The following is a 17547-nucleotide window of genomic DNA, read 5'->3' as shown; positions in this document are numbered from 1 at the left end:
CCGGGCCTCATCGAGCCAGCGTCCGGCGCGGCCCAGCAGCCGCACCGCATTGGCGTGCAGGCGCTCGCCGATCTCCATCGGCGCCTTGCCGGCGCAAGCCCGCGCGTAACTGCCTTCGAGAATGAGGGCGAGCTTGTAGCAGGCGAAGACCTTGTACCATTGCAGGTTCGACAGGTCGGCGCCGGTCAGCCGAGCGTAGACCTCGACCAATTCCTCCGCCTCGGGGAAACCCGCCCAGGGCTCGACGACGATCGTGGTCTGGCTCATGTCCCCACCCGGGCCGGGCCAGGTCGCCAGCAGCCAGCCGAGGTCGACCAGGGGATCGCCTATGGTCGACAGCTCCCAGTCGATCACGGCCTCAAGCACCGGGGCGTCCTGGCGGAACAGGACGTTCTTGAGATGAAAGTCGCCGTGCATCAGCCCGGGGCGGAAGGTCTCCGGCCGACGCTCGTCCAGCCAGGCGCCGATGGCGTGAACGTCAGGCAGGCCGTCGGGGCCGGGCCAGCCCGCAAACTCATCGTAGCTTTCCAGCTGCTTCATCCAGCGGCGCGACTGGCGTTCGAGAAAGCCTTCCGGCTTGCCGAAGTCGCCGAGCCCGACCGCAACGTAATCGACGAGAGCGATGCGCGAGAGGCCCTCGATCACGGACAGGCCCATGGCGCGACGCGCCGTGGGAGATTGCGCATGGAGGGCCGGCATGCCGACGGCGGCGTTGAACCCGTCCAGCGGCTCCATCAGATAGAAGGCGGCGCCGAGCACCGAGGCGTCAGGGCAGTCGGCGATCAGGCCTGCGTGGGGCACGTCTGATCCCTTCAGGGCCCGCAGGACCCGCGCCTCGCGCCGCATGGTGTCGCTGCCGTCGCGCCGCGGATTGAGCGGCGGGCGCCTCAGCACATATTCGCGTCCGTCGCGCCGGAAGCGCAGCAGGACGTTCTGGGAGCCGCCCGTCAGCTGGACGACCTCCGTGATCGGACCCGCGCCGAGGCCATGGTCGGCCATCCATCGGGCCAGGGCCTCAAGGTCGACGAGCTCCAGTCCGTGCGGACGGTCTATGGTCATGCGATCGCCGCCTTCAGGCCCGCCTCATTGCCGGACAGGCCGTATCGGGCCAGGGCGGCGGCGCGTCGCGTCGGCACGTGATAGTCGGGGAAGAGGCCCTGGGAATGCTTGCGGCCGCGCAGCAACTGCTTGGCCAGGGTCACCTTGTGGACGTCGGTCGGACCGTCTGCGAGACCGACCTGGAAGGAGTCGAGCACCATGGCCGCCAGAGGGGTCTCGTTGGACAGGCCCAGGCAGCCGTGGATGTAGACGGCCCGCGCGGCGATGTCGTGCAGCACCTTGGGCATGGCGGCCTTCACGGCCGAGATGTCGCCCCGGACGCGGTTGTAGTCCTTCTCGCGGTCGATCTTCCAGGCGGTGCGCAGGACCAGGAGGCGGAACTGCTCCAGTTCTATCCAGCTGTCGGCGATCTTCTCCTGCACCATCTGCTTGCTGGCGAGCGGTTCGCCCCGGCTGATACGCGCCAGGGCGCGGTCGCAGAGCATGTCGAAGGCCTGTCGCGCTTTGCCGATCGTGCGCATGGCGTGATGGATGCGTCCGCCGCCGAGGCGAACCTGGGCCACGACGAAGCCGTCCCCCTGGCCGCCCAGCATGTGATCCAGAGGAACGGCGACCTCGGTGAACCGAAGATAGGCGTGGGCCGGATCGCGATCGCCGTAGCCGACGTTGCGGACGATCTCGAGCCCGGGCGCGTCCTTGGGAATGATGAAGACGGAAAGGCGGCGATGCGGCGGGGCCTCGGGATCAGTGACCGCCATGACCAGGAAGAAGCTGGCGTACCGCGCGTTGGTGGCGAACCATTTTTCGCCGCTGAGGACCCATTGGTCGTCACGACGCTCGGCGCGGGCGGTGAAGGTCGTGGGGTCGGCGCCGCCCTGGGGTTCCGTCATCGAGAAGCAGGACACGATGTCGTTGGCGAGCAGGGGCTGCAGATAGCGATCCTTCTGCGCCTGCGTCCCGTAGACCGCCAGAATCTCGGCGTTGCCCGAGTCCGGCGCCTGGCAGCCGAAGACGGTCGGGGCGAAGACGGAGCGGCCGAGAATCTCGTTCATCAGGGCCAGCTTGACCTGTCCGTAGCCCGGGCCGCCGAGCTCCGGACCCAGGTGGCAGGCCCACAGGCCTCGCGCCTTGACCTGCGCCTGGAGCGGACGGACGAAGCGGCGGTTGAGCGGATGGTCGACGTCGAAGGGGCTCTGCAGGATGAGGTCGAGCGGTTCGACCTCATCGCGGACCAAGGCGTCGATCCAGGCGAGTTGTTCGGCGAAGTCGGGGTCGGTCTCGAATTCCCAGGCCATGGGCGGTCTCCAGTCTGTTCGGTGTCAGGACAGGGTTCTGCCGCCGTCGACGACGATGGTCTCCCCGATGATGTAGGTCGCGAGCGGGGAGGCCAGGAAAAGCGCCGCGCCGGCGATCTCCTCGGGTCGTCCCAGCCGCTGCAGCGGAATGCCCCTGAGCCGCTCTTCGAGCCGCTTCGGATCCGCCGTCGTCACTTCGGTCATCTTGGTCGCGATCAGGCCCGGCGCGATCCCGTTCACGCGAATGCCGCGTCCCGCCCAGGCGTCGCCGAGCGCGCGCGTCAGATGGATGGCCCCCGCCTTGGACGCCGAATAGGCGGGATTGCCCCGGGCGGCGCGCAGGCCGCCCACGGAACTGATCAGGATCAGGCTGCCGCGTCGCGCCTCCAGCGCCGGGGCCAGCTTCTCGGCGCAGGCCATGAGGCTGTTGAGGTTCACCTCCACGACCCGACGGAAGGTCTCGGCCTCGAATTCGCGGCGCCGGTACTCCACCGCGCCCTGCGACAGGATCACCACATCGAGGGCCTCGAAGGGCGGGGTCCAGGCCTCGACCGCTCCGGCCTTGGCGACGTCCAGCGTCGAGAAGGCGAAGGGGGCGAAGGCTTCGGCGGCGTCGCCGTAGTCGGCCCTGCCGGCGCGGGTGCCTGTGACGGCGACCCGGCCGCCCCTGGCGGAGAAGGCCTGGGCGCAGGCCAGGCCGATGCCGCTCGTTCCGCCGATGATCAGGACGGTCTTGTCGGTGAAGTCGAGATCCACGGCGGTCCTAAAGCGAAAGAATGAAACAGTTGTTTTATTTCACATGAGTGCGCTAGGTCGTCAATCCATGAAAGCTGAGAAGGCAGACATCGCTCGCGAGACGATCAAGCGGGCCGCGCAGAGCCTGTTCGCTGCGCGCGGCGTAGACGCCGTGTCCGTTCGCGACATCCTGGCGGCGGCGGGGCAGCGCAACGGCGCGTCGCTGCACTATTATTTCGGCTCGAAGGACGACCTGGTCGCCCAACTGGTGATCGACGGCGCGCGGCTGATCGATGAGCGGCGCAACGCCCGACTGGACGCCCTCGAGGCCGTCGGGGGACCGCGTTCGCTCGACGAGGTGATGGAGGTCCTCATCCTGCCGTCGACCGAGCTCGGCAGGGAAGGCGGAGAGGGGGACTATCTTCGCTTCATCAGCACTTTCAGCCTGCAGAACCGCGCGGACTTCGAACGCATCGTGGGCGACGGCTGGAATCGCGGCTATCAGCGCTGTCTTGACCATATCCGGCGTCTTTCGCAGGCTCCGGCCGAGGTCCTCGAGCGACGGCTGGTCTTCCTCAGCCTCGGATTGCGGGCGGTCATGACCGCCCGGGAAGCCGCCCTGGCCTCAAACGCCGCCCATCCCTTCTGGCAACCCGACGAGACGCTCGCCGATCTTGTGCGGACCCTCGTGGGCATGGTGTCGCCGGCCGGCGCGGAAATCCCCTAGGGTCCCGCGTCCGGGGCTTGTCGGATATGGTTCGCTATATAGAACTATATTCCGGTGTCAGATTGTGGATTGCGACCGGGGATATCTCTGACTAGCATCGCCCCGCGGTCGCGCCACGGCGCGGACCGGGAGTCGGCCTGAGGGCGCCTGCGCGAAGACGCGGGGACCGCAGGCGAGGGAGAGGGAAGACGATGGACGTAAAGACAGGCATTTCATGCGGCGCGCTCGCATGGGCGTTGATTTCGTTTGCGGACCCGGCCGCAGCACAGACAGGACCCGAAACCGAGGTCGTCACCGGCGTTGACGAGGTCGTGGTCACCGCGCGTCGTCGCGACGAGGCCCCGATCTCCGTGCCGGTCTCGGTCACGGTGCTGGGAAGCGAACAGCTTCGCACCCTGGCGGTGGACAGCCTGCAGGATCTTCGCGCCGTCACGCCCGGAATTTCTGTCGGCGAAGTGTCCGGCGGCGTCGGCGGCACCGTGTCCTTGCGCGGAGTCGGAACGACGGCGGGCTCCAATCCCACGTTCGAGCAGACCGTCGCCATCAACATCGACGGCGTTCAGTTGTCTCGCGGCGGCGCGGTGCGTGTCGGCCAGATCGATATGGAGAAGATCGAGGTCCTGCGGGGGCCTCAGGCCCTCTTCTTCGGCAAGAACAGTCCGGCGGGCGTGATCTCTATCACCACGGCGGATCCCGGCCGATCGTTCGAGGTCGAGACTCGCGCCGGCTATGAATTCAACGCCAAGGAGCGCCAGCTTGAAGCCGTGGTGTCAGGGCCGATCACCGAAACCCTCGGTGGCCGACTGGTCGTCTACGGCGCCGACATGGACGGCTGGCGCGATAATATCGCGGGGCAGGCGGCGGAAGCGGCGAATGCCATCCGTCCCGGATCGGTGACGGGCGCGACCTCGGGCGGCCCCCAGCAAACCTTCTTCTTCACCCGCGGGACGCTGAAGTGGGAGCCGACCGATCGTTTCGACGCCCGGCTGAAGCTGAGCTACGCCAAGAACGACGGCATCGGATATAATCAGGCCGGCGGCTTCCAGAGAATTTACTGCCCGAACGGCGCGCCCCAGCTGGCGCCGCAGGCGACCGTCCTGAACGGCGGCGTGCCGAACGTCGCCCTGGAGAAGGCCTTGTCCGTGGACAACTGCCGTCCTGACGCCACCTACGCCAACGGCAATATCAACCCCGCCTTCCTGGTGGGCTCGCCCGAAGGCTTCACCGATCCGTCCGGGGCCGGGGACTATAGTCAGCAGCTTCATTCGCTCGAGCTGAACTATCGTCCGTCCGAGTGGCTGAAACTGACGTCGGTGACCGGCTGGGCCAAGAACGAGGACTTCCGGGTCGACACCTATGCCGTCGCGCCGTCGGACGCTGCGGCGGCCAACGACTTCAGCGGCAATACAGGATACACCCAGTTCACCCAGGAAGTTCGCGTGTCGTCCGACCTGCCGGGCGCCTTCAACTTCCTGGCTGGAGCCTTCTACGAATCCTCCGAGCTGGAGACCTATACGCGCGCCATTGCGGCCGGTTCGCCGAAGTTCCTGCACAACATAGACGGGAAGACCCAGTCGGTGTTCGGCCAGGTGCTGTGGGATGTCGCCAGCACTGTCGAGCTGGCGGGCGGCCTGCGTTGGAGCAAGGAGTCCAAGGACTTCGCCGTCTCGCGGGAGGGCGTGCCGCAGCCGGTGTCGCCGGCTTCGGCGGACTTCAAAAACACCTCGCCTGAAGTGACCCTGACCTGGAGGCCGACGGACCGTCTGACCCTCTACGGGGCTTACAAGGAAGGGTTCAAGTCAGGTGGGTTCGCCGCGGCGACCAACACAGGTCCGGCCTTCGCGAAGCCTCTGAACGCCCTGTATCTGCCGGAAGCGGCCCAGGGCTTCGAGGGCGGGGTCAAGGCCCTGCTGTTCGACGGGGCGCTCCGCCTCAACCTGGCGGCCTACGACTACGACTACACCAATCTGCAGGTGAATTCCCTCGACAACTCGAGCGGGGTGCCGGTGATCCGGGTCAACAACGCCGGTGCGGCGACGGTCAGGGGGCTGGAGGCCGATTTCACGCTCCGCCTGCCCCAGGTTCAGGGTCTCACGATCCGGGGCGCTGCCAACTACAACGACGCGAAATACACTGACTTCCTCGCCACCTGTTATATCGGGCAGACCATCGCCGACGGCTGCAATCTTCTGCTCAATCCGTCGACCGGCCGATACACCGGTCAGCAGCTGGCCGGCGAGCGGCTGGTCAATGCGCCGGAATGGACGGGATCCCTGGGCGCCGCCTACAGCGGGCCGACGGCGATCGATGGCGTCGACTGGGGCATGAACATCGATACCCTTTACAAGTCCGAGTACAATCCCCACCCGGAACTGCATCCGGGCGCCTTGCAGAACGACGTGGCCTTCCTCAATGCGGGGGTGCGCGTCTTCAGCGCGGACCGGACCTGGGAAGTGGCCCTCATCGGCCGCAATCTCACGGAAGAATTCCGTGTCGATGTCGCCTCCAACGTGCCGCAGACCGGTCTGGCGGCCCGCACAGGGACGGCGCTGACCGGGGGGCTGGCCGACCTCAGCGGCAATGTGAACCGGGGGCGTGAGATCATGCTCCAGGTGACCTTCAGGCCGTTCTGACGGCGCGCGGCGAAAGGGAGGCCGGAGATGAGGCTTGTGACATTCGAGGCGGCCGGCCGAAAGCGGGCCGGGGCCTTCATCGACGGCGATACGCGAATCGTCGATCTCGCGGGAGCGCACCAACAGCAGTTCGGGGTTCACGCCCCCGAACTGGCTGAAATGCTGGCTCTGATCGAGGGGGGCGACAATGCGCTCGACAAGGCGGCGGAAGCGGTCAAGGCTGCGCCAGCCGCAGCGGTGTTTGCGCGGTCGGACGTCACTCTGAAGGCGCCGATCCATCCGCCGCCGCAGATGCGCGACTGCAGCTCGTTCGAACTGCACCTGCGCCAATGCTATTCGGCGGCGCGGGCCATGAGGGCCCGCGCCAAGGGGGTCGAGGTGATCGAGGACACGGGGCCGACCGATGCGGAGCAGAGAATCCTCGATCTCTTCGCCCGCCAGCCCATCTACTACAAGGCCAACCGCTTCTCGGTGATCGGGAGCGAGGAGACGGTGATCTGGCCGTCCTATTCCCGGACCATGGACTTTGAGCTTGAATACGGCTGCTACCTCAAGAAGGCGGCCAAGGACGTGCCGGTCGACAAGGCTCGCGACTACATCTTCGGCTACACCATCTATAATGATTTCAGCGCCCGCGACGCCCAGGCGACCGAGATGATCGGCCAACTGGGTCCGGCCAAGGGCAAGGACTTCGACACCGGCAACGCCATGGGGCCCTGCATCGTCACCGCCGACGAGATGCCCGATCCCTATGCGCTGACCATGATCGCGCGTGTTAACGGCGAGGAATGGGGCCGGGGTCATTCAAGCGCCATGCACTGGAAGTTCGAAGACCTGATCGCCTTCATCTCGCGTTCCGAAACCCTCTATCCAGGCGAGTTTCTGGGGTCGGGAACCGTCGGCAACGGCTGCGGTTTGGAGGCGCAGCGCTTCTTGAAGTCCGGCGATGAAGTCGAACTCGAGGTCGAGGGCATCGGCGTGCTGCGCAACCGCATCCTCAAGCCGCTCTAGAACCGACACGACAGGGCGTCCCCCTACGATCGCGCGGCCGCGCGCCAGGGGAGACGCTCGACGCCGTTCGATAGGACGAATGGCGACGACGATGGGCCTTTGTGTTCTAAAAATTCCAGAATGGCGTTCTCAACAGAGAATTTCATTTGCTGGAGCCGATCCTTTCCCGCTAGAAGAGAAGCATTGAGGCGACGGCTTGTCCGTTGCGCACGGGGCGGCCCAGCCTTGCGGGCCCCGTCCAGGCCAGCTCCCCGGGCGTCTGGACGACGAGCCCGTTCAGAACAGAAGGTAGAGATTGATGGCCAAGGTTGCAGTGGTGGGGGCCGGCCTCATGGGCGTCGGCATCGCCCATGCGTTTGCTTCGGCGGGACACGACGTCCGGCTGGTCGATGTATCGTCCGAACAATTGGCCAAGGCTGAAAAAACCGTCGCCGGCATCCTCGCCGACGGGGTCCGGCTCGGGAAGACGGACGAGGCGACGGCGGCGGCGGCTCTGGCCCGGTTTTCGACGTCGGAGAGCCTGACCGACAGCGCCATGGGGGCCGACCTGTTGGTCGAGACCGTGTCGGAAAACCTGACGATCAAGACGGAGGTGGTTCGCAAGGCCGAGGCCGTCATGGCGCCGACCGGCCTGATCGCCACCAATACCTCCGCCCTGAGCGTGACGGAGATCGCCGCCGCCTGCCAGGACCCGTCGCGGGTCATCGGCATGCACTTCTTCAATCCGGTCCAGAAGATGAAGCTGGTCGAGCTGGTGCGCGGCCTGGCCACCACGGATGAGGCCGTCGCCCGGTGCCGTGACTATGTGACCCAACTCGGCAAGACGGCCATCGTCGTCAATGAGACGCCGGGCCTGACCACGAGTCGCATGTCGGCCATGGCCGGCAATGAGGCCATGTGGATGCTCCAGGAAGGCGCGGCCACCGCAGAAGACATCGATACGGCGCTGCGCCTGGGCTTCAACCACCCGATGGGGCCCCTCGAACTGGGCGACCTTACCGGCTGGGACACGCGCCTGTCGGTCCTGCACTATCTGCACGCCACCCTGGGCGACAAGTTCCGACCGTGTCCGCTGATCATCAAGATGGTCAAGGCAGGACGCTATGGCCGCAAGGTCGGCTGGGGCGTGTACCGGTATGAAAACGGCCTTCGCGTGCCTGGATCCGGCCTGCGCGGGAGCCAACTGTGAACCCCGTCTATGTGGTCGCAGCGGTCCGCACGCCCATTGGACGGTTTCGCGGCGCGCTGGCGGGCGTGAGGGCGGATCAGCTCGGCGCCCACGCGTTGAACGAACTGGTCGCCCGCGCCGGCGTCGGCCCCGAGGCGATCGACGACGTCATCTTCGGCTGCGTGACCCAGATCGGCGAGCAGTCGGCCAATATCGCCCGCACCTCCCTGTTGGGCGCCGGCTGGCCCGAGACGATCCCGGCCATGACGGTGGATCGTAAATGCGGGTCGTCGGAAGCCGCGATTCATATCGGGGCGGCCCAGATCGCAGCGGGAATGAGCGACCTCGTGGTGGCGGGCGGGGCGGAAGCCATGTCGCGCGTGCCCATGGGCTCCAACCGGGCCATCCACGGCGAAGCCTTCGGCTGGCAGGTCTCGGACCGCTATGAGCTGACGTCCCAGGGCGAGGCGGCCGAGCGCATCGCCGACAAATACGGCTTCGACCGCGACGCCCTCGACGACTTCGCCGCAGAGAGCCACCGACGCGCCGCCGCGGCCAGCGACGCGGGCTATTTCCGCGCCGAGACCGTCGCCGTCCCGGTCGCCGATCTTTGCGAGAAGGACTGGGACGGGCTGCGCGACAGTCTTGAGGCCGACCAGACCATTCGTCGCGACACCAGTCGTGAAAAGCTCTCGACGCTGAAGACCAGCTTTCGCGAGAACGGCCGCATCACGGCCGGAAACGCCTCCCAGATTTCAGACGGAGCGGCTGTGGTCCTGCTCGCGTCTGAAGCGGCGGTGCGGCGCTTCGGCCTGACCCCGTTGGCGCGTATCCGCGCGGCCGCCGTGGTGGGGGCTGATCCGACCCTGATGCTCGAAGGGCCGATCGCCGCCAGCCGCAAGGCGGCCGCCATGGCCGGGCTGTCGTTCGACGATATCGCCCTGTTCGAGGTCAATGAAGCCTTCGCCAGCGTGCCGATGATGTGGATGCAGGCGACCGGGGTGGGGGTCGACCGGCTTAACGTCAACGGCGGCGCCATCGCCCTGGGCCATCCGCTCGGGGCCACGGGCGCCCGTCTCGCGACGAGCCTGATCCATGAACTGGGACGTCGCGGCGAGACCTACGGCCTTCAAGCGATCTGCTGCGCCGGCGGACTGGCTACGGCGACCCTCTACGAAAACCTCATGCCCCGGCCGGCGGCCTGAACCTGGAGGACTCGTCCATGTCCCGGCTCACCTTCTACTATGCCCCCACGAGCTGTTCGCTGGCCTCTCATATCGCGCTCGAGGAGTCCGGTCTGGCTTTCGAGGCGAGCCGCATCCGGCTGCATGACGCGGACTCCGTCGTCGCCTGGCGCCAGACGAACCCTTCGGGTTCCGTGCCGGCCCTGATGTCCGACGGGCGACTGCTGACCGAAAATGTCGCCATCCTGGACTATGTGGCGCGTTCTGCGCCGGCCGCAGGCCTGTCGCCGGACGACGCCTTTGATCAGGCGAGGATGCTGTCCCTGACCGCCTGGTTCGCCAGCACCGTGCACATCACCGGGCGTATGGCGCGCGCCCCTTTCCGGTTCACGCCGGACGAGACGACCTATCAGGCCCTGAAAACCGAAGGCCGGATCCGGTTCGAGGCCAATCTCCACAAGATCGACGCCCTCCTGGCCGATCGTGACTGGCTGATCGGTGACCGGATGTCGGTCGCTGACGCCTACGCCCTGGTCTTCTATGCCTGGGGCGTCGCTGGAGAGCATCCGGTCGCCGGGCTCAAGCACTATTCCGCCCTGGCGCGCCGCATGGCCGCGCGACCGGGCGTTCAGCGCGCCTTGGCGCGCGAGAAGACCCCGCCTTTTCCCGCCTGACCCCGGAGACCCGCCATGCGTCGCACCGCCATCGTCACCGGAGCGTCTGGCGCCCTGGGGCGCGCCCTCGTTGCGCGGCTCAAGGCCGCCGACGTCGCTGTCGCCGCCGTGGACGCATCGCCGTCCTTCGAGATCGAGGCGGATCTGGTGCTGCCAGGCGTCGATCTCGCTGATGCGGCCTCGGTGGAGGCGGCCATCGAGGCGGTGGTCGCCGCCTTCGGAGCGGTCGACGGGCTGGCCAATATCGCCGGGGGATTCGTCTGGCAGACCGTGGTCGGCAGCGAGGCGGAGACCTGGGACCGGATGTACCGCACCAACCTGCTCACGGCCGCGCTCGTCAGCCGGGCGACGGTCCCGCATCTGTTGAAGCAGGGCGGCGCGATCGTGAACGTCGGCGCGGCGGCGGCGGCCGATCCGGCGACGGGCATGGCGCCCTATGCGGCCTCCAAGGCAGGCGTGATGGCGTTGACCCGCAGTCTCGCGAATGAACTGTGCGGGCAAGGGGTGCGCGTCAACGCGGTCCTTCCGACCATCCTGGATACGCCGGCGAACCGTCGGGACATGCCTGACGTCAATCCCGCCGGCTGGGTCCGGCCGGAGCACGCCGCCGAGACCATCGCCTTCCTGTTGTCGGACGCCGCCATGGCGGTCAACGGCGCAGGCCTCACGCTCGCAGCCTCCTGAGGCGATTCAGCGCCTCGCCGTCCGGTCGCGTGTCCGCGCCTTCCGCTTTCACCTGCGAGGGCTAGGCGGCTTCTGGCGGAGAGGCTTCGACGGCGCGCATCCTGGCGCGCCTGATCTGGATCTCCCGGTTCGTGATGTAGAGGGTCGAGGCCACGATCACGCCCGCCCCCAGATAGGTGTAGGCGTCCGGCAGTTCGCCGAACACGACCAATCCCGCGATGATCGACAAGACCAGCCTGGCATAGTCGATGGGGGCCAGGACGGCCGCCTCGCCGACGGCCATGCCCTTGATGAACAAGACCTGGTTGGCGGCGCTGAGCAGGCCTATCAGGAAGAGGGGAATCAGGTCGCCGACACTGGGCCAGCGCCAGTCGGCCAGGGCGAACGGCAGGCATAGGATCTCCCCTATGATGCTCGACCAGACCAGGATGGAGCTCGCCGACAGATCCTTGGTGAGGGACTTCACGCCTGTGATCGTGCCGGCCAGGCAAAGGGCCGAGACGAGGGCCGCGACATGCGGCCAGCCAAGCGCGACGCCCGCGCCCCAGGGACGCATGATGATCAGGACGCCGACAAAGCCGACCGCCACCGCCGCGATGCGGCTGGGGCCGATGCTTTCACGAAGGAAGACCGCAGCCAGCAGCACGACCCAGAGCGGGCGCGTGAAGGATAGGGCGTTCGCCTCGGCCATGGGCACGGCCTCGTAGGTGTAGAGCAACAGGATCATGCCGGCGGTCGCGAGCAAGGCGCGTACGAACAAGGGCGGCATCGTCGCCAGCGGCACCAACAGCACCTGCCGCGGGCTGCGCAGCATGAAGGGGATCGCGACGATCAAGGAGCCGGTCTGGCGATAGAAGTTCTGGACGTGGGAGGGATAGTCGCCGGCAAGGTGCTTCACCAGGACGGTCATGGTGACGAAGGTTGCGCCGGACAGCAGCACCCAGATCGCGCCCTGGGCGTTGGGCGGCAGCCGTGAGAACAGGGTCTTCAAGCCGAAGCGTCCTCATAGCCCTTGAGGACATAGGTCATGCGGCCGCCAGCCAGCATCAGGCCGCTGAACAGGTGAAGCTCGACGATCTGTTCTTCGGTGAAATGCGTCCGCAGGTGCTCGTAGACCTCGTCTCCGAGCGAGAAGTAATCCCCGGCGAACAGTTCCGCAAAGCGCAGGGCGGCCTGTTCGGGCGGGCTGAACCGGGGATCCGACCAGTCGCTGCAGGCGACGATGTCAGCCTCGCTGACGTCGTCTGACTTGCGGGCGATCTGACACACGGGGCAGGTGGTGATTGAGGCGATCTTGAGCCGCACCAGTTCGCGCAACCGCTCGGGCAGCACCCCCCGTTCGTGGATTTCAGCCATCACGCCCAACCAGGCGGCGGCCGCCGCCGGTCGTCTCGCCCAGATCTGGACCGGCAGGGTGTTGGACAGCATCCGCGTCGCCGTCCCCTGGGCGATCGCAGCGCGCAAGGGATCGGGCAGGCTGTCGAGCGGCAGAGGGGCGACGCGGGCCATCGGTCAGCCCCGGTCTTCGCAGAACTCGAAGATCGCGCCGTCGAACTCGGCGGGGTCGACGCGAAGCAGGGCGCCGTCGACCGCCTCGCTGTGCTCGATCCTTTCGAACTTCACGCCCAGGGCGCGCAGGCGCTCCGCCTTGGCGTCCAGACCGTTGACCGAGATGCGGATGTAGTGCGGGCCCGGCCCCCAGTTGTGCAGATAGCGTCCTGAAGGGCTGTCCCACTGGGTCGGCTGGATGACGTCCAGCGTCGCGCTGGTCCCCAGGTTGAAGCCGATGCGGGCGACCTTGTAGCCTTCGCCCTTCAGTTGTTCGACGGCGCCGGCGGGCCGGAGGTCCAGGTTGTGGTCGAGACGGCGAAGGACGTCGTCCAGGTCGCGGACGAGGAAGCCGCGGCCGACCACCCGGACCATGTCGCCAGGCTGGGGGTCGCGCGGGCGGGGCGGGGGCGTGGTGAAGGCTTCGGCCGGCATCTGGATCGCGGCCAGGGGAATGACCTCGATGCACAGCCCGCCGTCGACCGAGGGCTCATAGACCGGATTTTCGGGGGTGCAGCCGACCCACAACCGGTCAAACGGCATCTCGGGGGTTAATTGGGCCAGACGGAAGGGCTGACCCTTGCTGAGCAAATGCTCGACGACGCCGCCGATGTTGTCCGACACCAGGACGGTGGCGTGGGTCTTGATGGGGCGGAACGGACCCTGGAAGTCCTCGAGGCTCTTGAGGAAACCCGGGAACATGGGGTCGCCATGGTTGGGGAAGTCCAGGTGGCCCTGGGGCTCGACGCGGGTCGGCGAGACCGCGAGGGATTTGTGCACCCTCAGGAAGTGGGCGACATAGGGGTGGCCCGGAAAGGCCTGGCGCCAGTTGGCGTGGCCGTGGATGTCCAGCTTGCTGACAATCTGTTCGGCGGTGTGGTCAGCGTCGTGGACCATCAGGTCGCCGCTCAGCAGCAGGTCGTACAGGCTCATGTCTTTCTCCTTGCGTCGGCGGCGCGCGGGCGCTCGCGGGTCGTGATCTTCAGTCTTTGACGAGAAGCAGGCTGCCGGCGAGAGGGCCGCCGCCGGAGGCGCAGACCGCGACGCGAGGGTCGCGAATCTGGCGGTCGCCGCCGCGTCCCCACAACTGGCTGCAGGCCTCGTGAACATAGCCCATGCCATGGGTGCGTCCGCCGGACAGCTGGCCGCCGTTGGTGTTGAGCGGCAGTTCGCCGTCCAGGGCGATCCGGCGGCCGCCCTCGACGAAGGCGCCGCTCTCTCCTCTGGGGCAGAGGCCCAGGCCCTCGAGCCACATCATCGTCAGGATGCTGAAGCCGTCGTACAACTGGGCGGTGTCCACATCGGACGGCGTGAAGTCGGTGCGCGCCCACATGGCGTTTCCGGCGTCCGCGGTGGCGTTGGCGGTCAGGTCGATCTGGTCCCACAGATAGGGCTGGTTCATCGCCGCGCCGATGGCTTCGATACGGACCGGCGGATTGCGCAGGTCCCTGGCCCGGTCACGGCGTGTCAGCACGATGGCGGTGGAGGCGTCGCAATGGACGTCGCAGTCGAACATGCGCAGCGGCGTCGAGATCATCTTCGAGTTGAAATAGTCGTCCATCGTCATGGGCTTGCGCATGACGGCCTTGGGATTGAGCAGGGCGTTGCGACGCGCATTGAGCGCGATCTGCGCCAGCTGCTCCGGCGTCGTGCCGTACCTGTCCATGTGGGCCGCGGCGTACATGGCGGTGATGTTGACCACCGACAGGACATTAAACGGGGTGCACCACTGCCACATGAAATTCCCGTCGCGCGGACCGGACTTGGCGGCGAGGCTCTGATCCTTGCTGCCGCTCGTGCGGTTGCTGGATTCCGTGATCGTGCGGAAGACCAGGACATTGTTCGCCATACCCGAGGCGATGGCCATGGCCCCGTTCATCACGCCCGCCAGCGGCCCGGCCGCCTCATAGCCTCCGCTGAACCAGTTGCAGTCGAGGCCGAACATGCTCAGCACCGCCAGGGGACCGACGGGAGAGAAGCTGCTTCCGTTGGAATTGTCCCCCGGCCAGGAGCAGACGCCGTCGATATCCTTGGGCTGAAGGCCGGCGTCGGCGATGGCTTCCAGCGCCGCGTCCACGGTGAGCTGCATCGCCGAGCGGGAGGAGGGGCGGCCGACCTCGGACTGGCCGATGCCGACGATGGCGACGTTCTTTTCGAGGAACCGCGCTCCGGTCATGACGTCGCCCTTTCGAACAGAGGGATCCAGACGTCCTCGACCCTTTCGAAGACCACGCTCACGGGCATGCCGATCGCCACGGCCTCGGCCGGGCAGTTCACGATGTTGGTCAGGAAGCGCAGGCCTTCCTGCTCCTCCAGTTCGACGATCGCGACGACATAGGGATCCGCGAGTTCGGGCGTCCAGGCCTGGCGGTTGATGGTGAAGGTCAGTACGCGGCCGCGTCCGGAAACGGGGACTGGGCCGACTTTCAGGCTGGTGCAGTCGCGGCAGACCGGGGCGGGCGGATGGAAGTAGCGGCGGCAATCGTCGCACCGATGCATGCGAAGCTCGCCGACCTCTCCGCCGGTCCAGAACGGTCGCGTCTCCGCGTTGAGCAGGGGGAGCTTTCTCACAGACAGGCCTCCGCAGCGGGGTGTTGAGAATCCATCTAGCGCCCCGTGAAGGCGGGCGGACGCTTTTCCCGGAAGGCGGCGGCGGCCTCCCGGCGATCCTCGGTCGACATCAGCAGGACGAAAAGGTCCTTTTCGAGCTTGAGGCCTGCGCGCAGATCCATCTCCAACCCGTCACGCGCGGCCTCCTTGACATAGGCGCTGGCCGCGGCCGGCCTGGCGGCGATGCGTTCCGCCAGGGCCTGGGCCTCATCGATCAGGCTGTCGCCCGAAGCGGACATTCGCGACACCAGGCCGATGCGGAAGGCTTCGGCCGCATCGATCCGGTCGCCGGACAGCAGAAGATCCAGCGCCGGGCCCAGGCCGACGATCCGCGGCAGGCGCTGCGTGCCGCCGCCGCCCGGAATGAGCCCCAGTCCGGTCTCGGGCAGGCCGAAGACGGCGTCGGGCGCAGCCATCCGGATATCGCAGGCCATGGCGACCTCGAGGCCGCCGCCGAGGCAATAGCCGTGGATGGCGGCGATCACCGGCTTGCGGACCTGGTCCAGGACCTCGATCCAGCCCGGCGTCAAGTCTGCGCGAAGCGCGGGAAGGGAGGCGGCGTCGTTCTGGGACTTGATGTCGGCGCCGGCGCAGAAGCCGCGCTCGCCAGCCCCGCGGATGACGATGGCGCCGACATCGGGATTCTTGTCCAGGCGCACGAGCGCTTCGGCCGCCTCGCGACGGAGCGCCGGGTTGATCGCGTTGATCTGACCCGGCCGATTGAGGATGATCCAGCCCACACGATTGACGTGTTCGATCTGGACGGCGGGGGCGTAGGCCTCGTCTGCCATGGTCGTCATGCTCCGACGAAAATGTGGGGCGCGCGGGAGCGGCCGATCATGCCGCCGCCTCGCCCGCGAAACGTTGCGAGCGCCGCGCGGCGAACCAGGCGGCGAGGAAGTGAAGGCCGGACCACAGGCTGAAGATCATCACAGCGGCGATGCCGAACTTGAGGGAATGGGGCCCGCCGACCCGGTCGCTGACCACGCCGACGACCAGGGGGCCGACGCCGTAGCCGATGAGATTGGTCACAGCCTGGACCGAGGAGACGACCACGCCGCGCATGCGGGGTTCTACGCCCGTGACAAGAATGGCGTAAGCTGGAGCGGTGAAGGCGCGCGAGACGATTTCGAACACGATGAAGGCCAGAGCCACGACCAGCAGCGAGCCGCTCAGGGCGAAGACCAGGCCGGAGGCGCAAGCGAGGACGCAGGCCGTCATCGGCACCGCCGGCAGGGTCTGGACCCCCCAGCGCCTGACGACGCGGTCGCCGATCGGTCCGCCCAGGAGCGATCCCAGTGCGCCGAACAGGCCGACGCCGAGGCCGGCCATCAGACCCGCCTGCGGCAGGGTGAAGCCCTGGGTCCGCACCAGGAAGGACGCCGCCCAGACCGGGACGCCCGACATGGCCAGTGAGGCCAGGCCGACGCCGATGAAGGCGTGAAACACAGTGGGATTGGCGCAGACGAAGCGCAGCGTCTGCAAGGGGGAGGGGGCGGGCTCATCGGCCCGTCCGCCGAGGTCTCGCTCGCGGGCCGGCTCGCGCACGGTCAAGAAGATCAGCACCGCCAGGATCAGGCCCGGCACGCCGGCGACGAAGAAGGCGGCCCTCCAGCCGTAGTTGGCGGCGATGACGCCGCCGAGCAGGAGACTGGTGGCCGTGCCAAAGGCCGTGCTGGTCCAGAAGATCCCCATGGCGGTCGATCGACGCTCCTTGGGAAACAGGTCGGCGATCATCGACATGGCCGTCGGCGCGGCCGCAGACTCCGAGGCTCCGACCGCCAGGCGCGCCATGACGAGCGCCGGGTAGCTCTGGGCGAAACCGCAGATCGAGGTGCAGACGCTCCAGATCGTCACGACGGCGGCCAGCAGCTTCGTCCGATTGACCCTGTCGATCAGCCAACCCATGGGCAGGCCGGCCAGGGCGTAGGTCAGGCCGAAAGCCAGTCCTGTCAGCACGCCGAGCTGGCTGTCGGAGAGCTGGAACTCGGCCTTGACCGGTTCGATCAGGATCGACATCACCGTGCGGTCGATGGAGTTCGACACATAGACCAGCGTCAGGATGATCAGCGTATACCAGGCGCCCTTGGCGAGCGGCGCGGGCTTGGCGTTCGACATGGTCAGGTCCCGACCTGGCGGGCGGAATGCGATGTCGCCCAAAGGCTGAAGATGACGGACACCAGATATCCTCCGCGCGCCTGAAACGGCGTCTCTTTCGG

The 17547-nt window shown here is 67.2% G+C and carries 17 protein-coding genes; 7 read left to right on the top strand and 10 right to left on the bottom strand.

Going from position 1 to position 17547, the window contains the following annotated elements; genetic code table 11:
* From RTY13_RS16375 to RTY13_RS16365, 3 genes are all read right to left on the bottom strand, one after another.
* The coding region (locus RTY13_RS16375; RefSeq protein WP_312785075.1) for a phosphotransferase family protein at positions 1–1059 on the bottom strand (1059 nt) is incomplete at its 3' end.
* Positions 1056–2354: an acyl-CoA dehydrogenase family protein gene (locus RTY13_RS16370; RefSeq protein WP_312785074.1), complete on the bottom strand. Its 1299-nt coding sequence runs from the start codon at positions 2352–2354 to the stop codon at positions 1056–1058. The genes RTY13_RS16375 and RTY13_RS16370, both read right to left, overlap by 4 nt.
* Positions 2355–2378: 24 nt before the next feature.
* The gene (locus RTY13_RS16365; RefSeq protein WP_184273768.1) at positions 2379–3110 is read right to left on the bottom strand and encodes an SDR family NAD(P)-dependent oxidoreductase; all 732 of its coding nucleotides are present in this window, start codon (positions 3108–3110) and stop codon (positions 2379–2381) included.
* On the opposite strand from RTY13_RS16365, the gene RTY13_RS16360 reads away from it, so the two are divergent.
* The 7 genes from RTY13_RS16360 to RTY13_RS16330 all read left to right on the top strand — a co-directional run bounded on the left by RTY13_RS16360 (position 3094) and on the right by RTY13_RS16330 (position 11170).
* Positions 3094–3816 (top strand): TetR family transcriptional regulator, encoded by a 723-nt coding sequence (locus RTY13_RS16360; RefSeq protein WP_312785077.1) that lies wholly within the window; start codon positions 3094–3096, stop codon positions 3814–3816. The genes RTY13_RS16365 and RTY13_RS16360 overlap by 17 nt on opposite strands.
* A 191-nt stretch (positions 3817–4007) precedes the next feature.
* Entirely contained in the window at positions 4008–6449 is a 2442-nt protein-coding gene (locus RTY13_RS16355) for a TonB-dependent receptor domain-containing protein (RefSeq protein WP_312785073.1), read from the top strand.
* Between the two features lie 27 nt (positions 6450–6476).
* Positions 6477–7460 (top strand): fumarylacetoacetate hydrolase family protein, encoded by a 984-nt coding sequence (locus RTY13_RS16350; RefSeq protein ID WP_312785071.1) that lies wholly within the window; start codon positions 6477–6479, stop codon positions 7458–7460.
* A gap of 298 nt (positions 7461–7758) precedes the next feature.
* Complete coding sequence (locus tag RTY13_RS16345) at positions 7759–8649, top strand: 3-hydroxyacyl-CoA dehydrogenase (protein WP_312785069.1); 891 nt, start codon at positions 7759–7761, stop codon at positions 8647–8649.
* Complete coding sequence (locus RTY13_RS16340; RefSeq protein ID WP_312785067.1) at positions 8646–9833, top strand: thiolase family protein; 1188 nt, start codon at positions 8646–8648, stop codon at positions 9831–9833. Before RTY13_RS16345 ends, RTY13_RS16340 begins: the two co-directional genes overlap by 4 nt.
* A gap of 17 nt (positions 9834–9850) precedes the next feature.
* The gene (locus tag RTY13_RS16335; RefSeq protein ID WP_312785066.1) at positions 9851–10486 is read left to right on the top strand and encodes a glutathione S-transferase N-terminal domain-containing protein; all 636 of its coding nucleotides are present in this window, start codon (positions 9851–9853) and stop codon (positions 10484–10486) included.
* 15 nt (positions 10487–10501) lie between these two features.
* Positions 10502–11170 carry an SDR family NAD(P)-dependent oxidoreductase gene (locus RTY13_RS16330; RefSeq protein WP_312785064.1) on the top strand — a complete coding sequence of 223 codons (669 nt, stop codon included), beginning with the start codon at positions 10502–10504 and terminating at the stop codon, positions 11168–11170.
* A gap of 61 nt (positions 11171–11231) precedes the next feature.
* Here RTY13_RS16330 and RTY13_RS16325 read toward each other — a convergent pair whose 3' ends face one another.
* Genes RTY13_RS16325 through RTY13_RS16295 form a run of 7 tightly spaced genes read right to left on the bottom strand, consistent with a single transcriptional unit; the run spans position 11232 to position 17446 of the window.
* Complete coding sequence (locus tag RTY13_RS16325; protein WP_312785062.1) at positions 11232–12161, bottom strand: DMT family transporter; 930 nt, start codon at positions 12159–12161, stop codon at positions 11232–11234.
* Positions 12158–12679 carry a carboxymuconolactone decarboxylase family protein gene (locus tag RTY13_RS16320; protein ID WP_312785060.1) on the bottom strand — a complete coding sequence of 174 codons (522 nt, stop codon included), beginning with the start codon at positions 12677–12679 and terminating at the stop codon, positions 12158–12160. Before RTY13_RS16320 ends, RTY13_RS16325 begins: the two co-directional genes overlap by 4 nt.
* A 3-nt stretch (positions 12680–12682) precedes the next feature.
* A complete protein-coding gene (locus RTY13_RS16315; protein ID WP_312785059.1) occupies positions 12683–13651 on the bottom strand; it encodes a lactoylglutathione lyase in 969 nt (322 codons plus the stop codon).
* 49 nt (positions 13652–13700) lie between these two features.
* The gene (locus RTY13_RS16310; RefSeq protein ID WP_312785058.1) at positions 13701–14894 is read right to left on the bottom strand and encodes a thiolase family protein; all 1194 of its coding nucleotides are present in this window, start codon (positions 14892–14894) and stop codon (positions 13701–13703) included.
* Positions 14891–15289 carry an OB-fold domain-containing protein gene (locus RTY13_RS16305; RefSeq protein ID WP_312785056.1) on the bottom strand — a complete coding sequence of 133 codons (399 nt, stop codon included), beginning with the start codon at positions 15287–15289 and terminating at the stop codon, positions 14891–14893. The genes RTY13_RS16310 and RTY13_RS16305 overlap by 4 nt, the downstream gene beginning before the upstream one ends.
* 35 nt (positions 15290–15324) lie before the next feature.
* Positions 15325–16119, bottom strand: coding sequence for an enoyl-CoA hydratase/isomerase family protein (locus RTY13_RS16300; RefSeq protein WP_312785054.1), 795 nt, complete (start codon positions 16117–16119; stop codon positions 15325–15327).
* A gap of 46 nt (positions 16120–16165) precedes the next feature.
* Positions 16166–17446 carry an MFS transporter gene (locus RTY13_RS16295; protein ID WP_312785052.1) on the bottom strand — a complete coding sequence of 427 codons (1281 nt, stop codon included), beginning with the start codon at positions 17444–17446 and terminating at the stop codon, positions 16166–16168.
* Positions 17447–17547: the final 101 nt, after the last annotated feature.

The sequence above is a fragment of the Brevundimonas sp. genome (genome assembly GCF_032055285.1).
Classification (GTDB): Bacteria; Pseudomonadota; Alphaproteobacteria; order Caulobacterales; family Caulobacteraceae; genus Brevundimonas.
Note: the sequence above shows the minus strand (reverse complement) of the source record. Positions and strands in the feature narration are given on the sequence as shown.

What these genes read in the sequence shown, in the direction of transcription:
- RTY13_RS16370 (WP_312785074.1), bottom strand. Translation starts at nt 2,354, where the DNA reads ATGGCCTGGGAATTCGAGACCGACCCCGACTTCGCCGAACAACTCGCC.
- RTY13_RS16355 (WP_312785073.1), top strand. Translation starts at nt 4,008, where the DNA reads ATGGACGTAAAGACAGGCATTTCATGCGGCGCGCTCGCATGGGCGTTG.
- RTY13_RS16350 (WP_312785071.1), top strand. Translation starts at nt 6,477, where the DNA reads ATGAGGCTTGTGACATTCGAGGCGGCCGGCCGAAAGCGGGCCGGGGCC.
- RTY13_RS16345 (WP_312785069.1), top strand. Translation starts at nt 7,759, where the DNA reads ATGGCCAAGGTTGCAGTGGTGGGGGCCGGCCTCATGGGCGTCGGCATC.
- RTY13_RS16335 (WP_312785066.1), top strand. Translation starts at nt 9,851, where the DNA reads ATGTCCCGGCTCACCTTCTACTATGCCCCCACGAGCTGTTCGCTGGCC.
- RTY13_RS16330 (WP_312785064.1), top strand. Translation starts at nt 10,502, where the DNA reads ATGCGTCGCACCGCCATCGTCACCGGAGCGTCTGGCGCCCTGGGGCGC.
- RTY13_RS16320 (WP_312785060.1), bottom strand. Translation starts at nt 12,679, where the DNA reads ATGGCCCGCGTCGCCCCTCTGCCGCTCGACAGCCTGCCCGATCCCTTG.
- RTY13_RS16315 (WP_312785059.1), bottom strand. Translation starts at nt 13,651, where the DNA reads ATGAGCCTGTACGACCTGCTGCTGAGCGGCGACCTGATGGTCCACGAC.
- RTY13_RS16310 (WP_312785058.1), bottom strand. Translation starts at nt 14,894, where the DNA reads ATGACCGGAGCGCGGTTCCTCGAAAAGAACGTCGCCATCGTCGGCATC.
- RTY13_RS16300 (WP_312785054.1), bottom strand. Translation starts at nt 16,119, where the DNA reads ATGGCAGACGAGGCCTACGCCCCCGCCGTCCAGATCGAACACGTCAAT.
- RTY13_RS16295 (WP_312785052.1), bottom strand. Translation starts at nt 17,446, where the DNA reads ATGTCGAACGCCAAGCCCGCGCCGCTCGCCAAGGGCGCCTGGTATACG.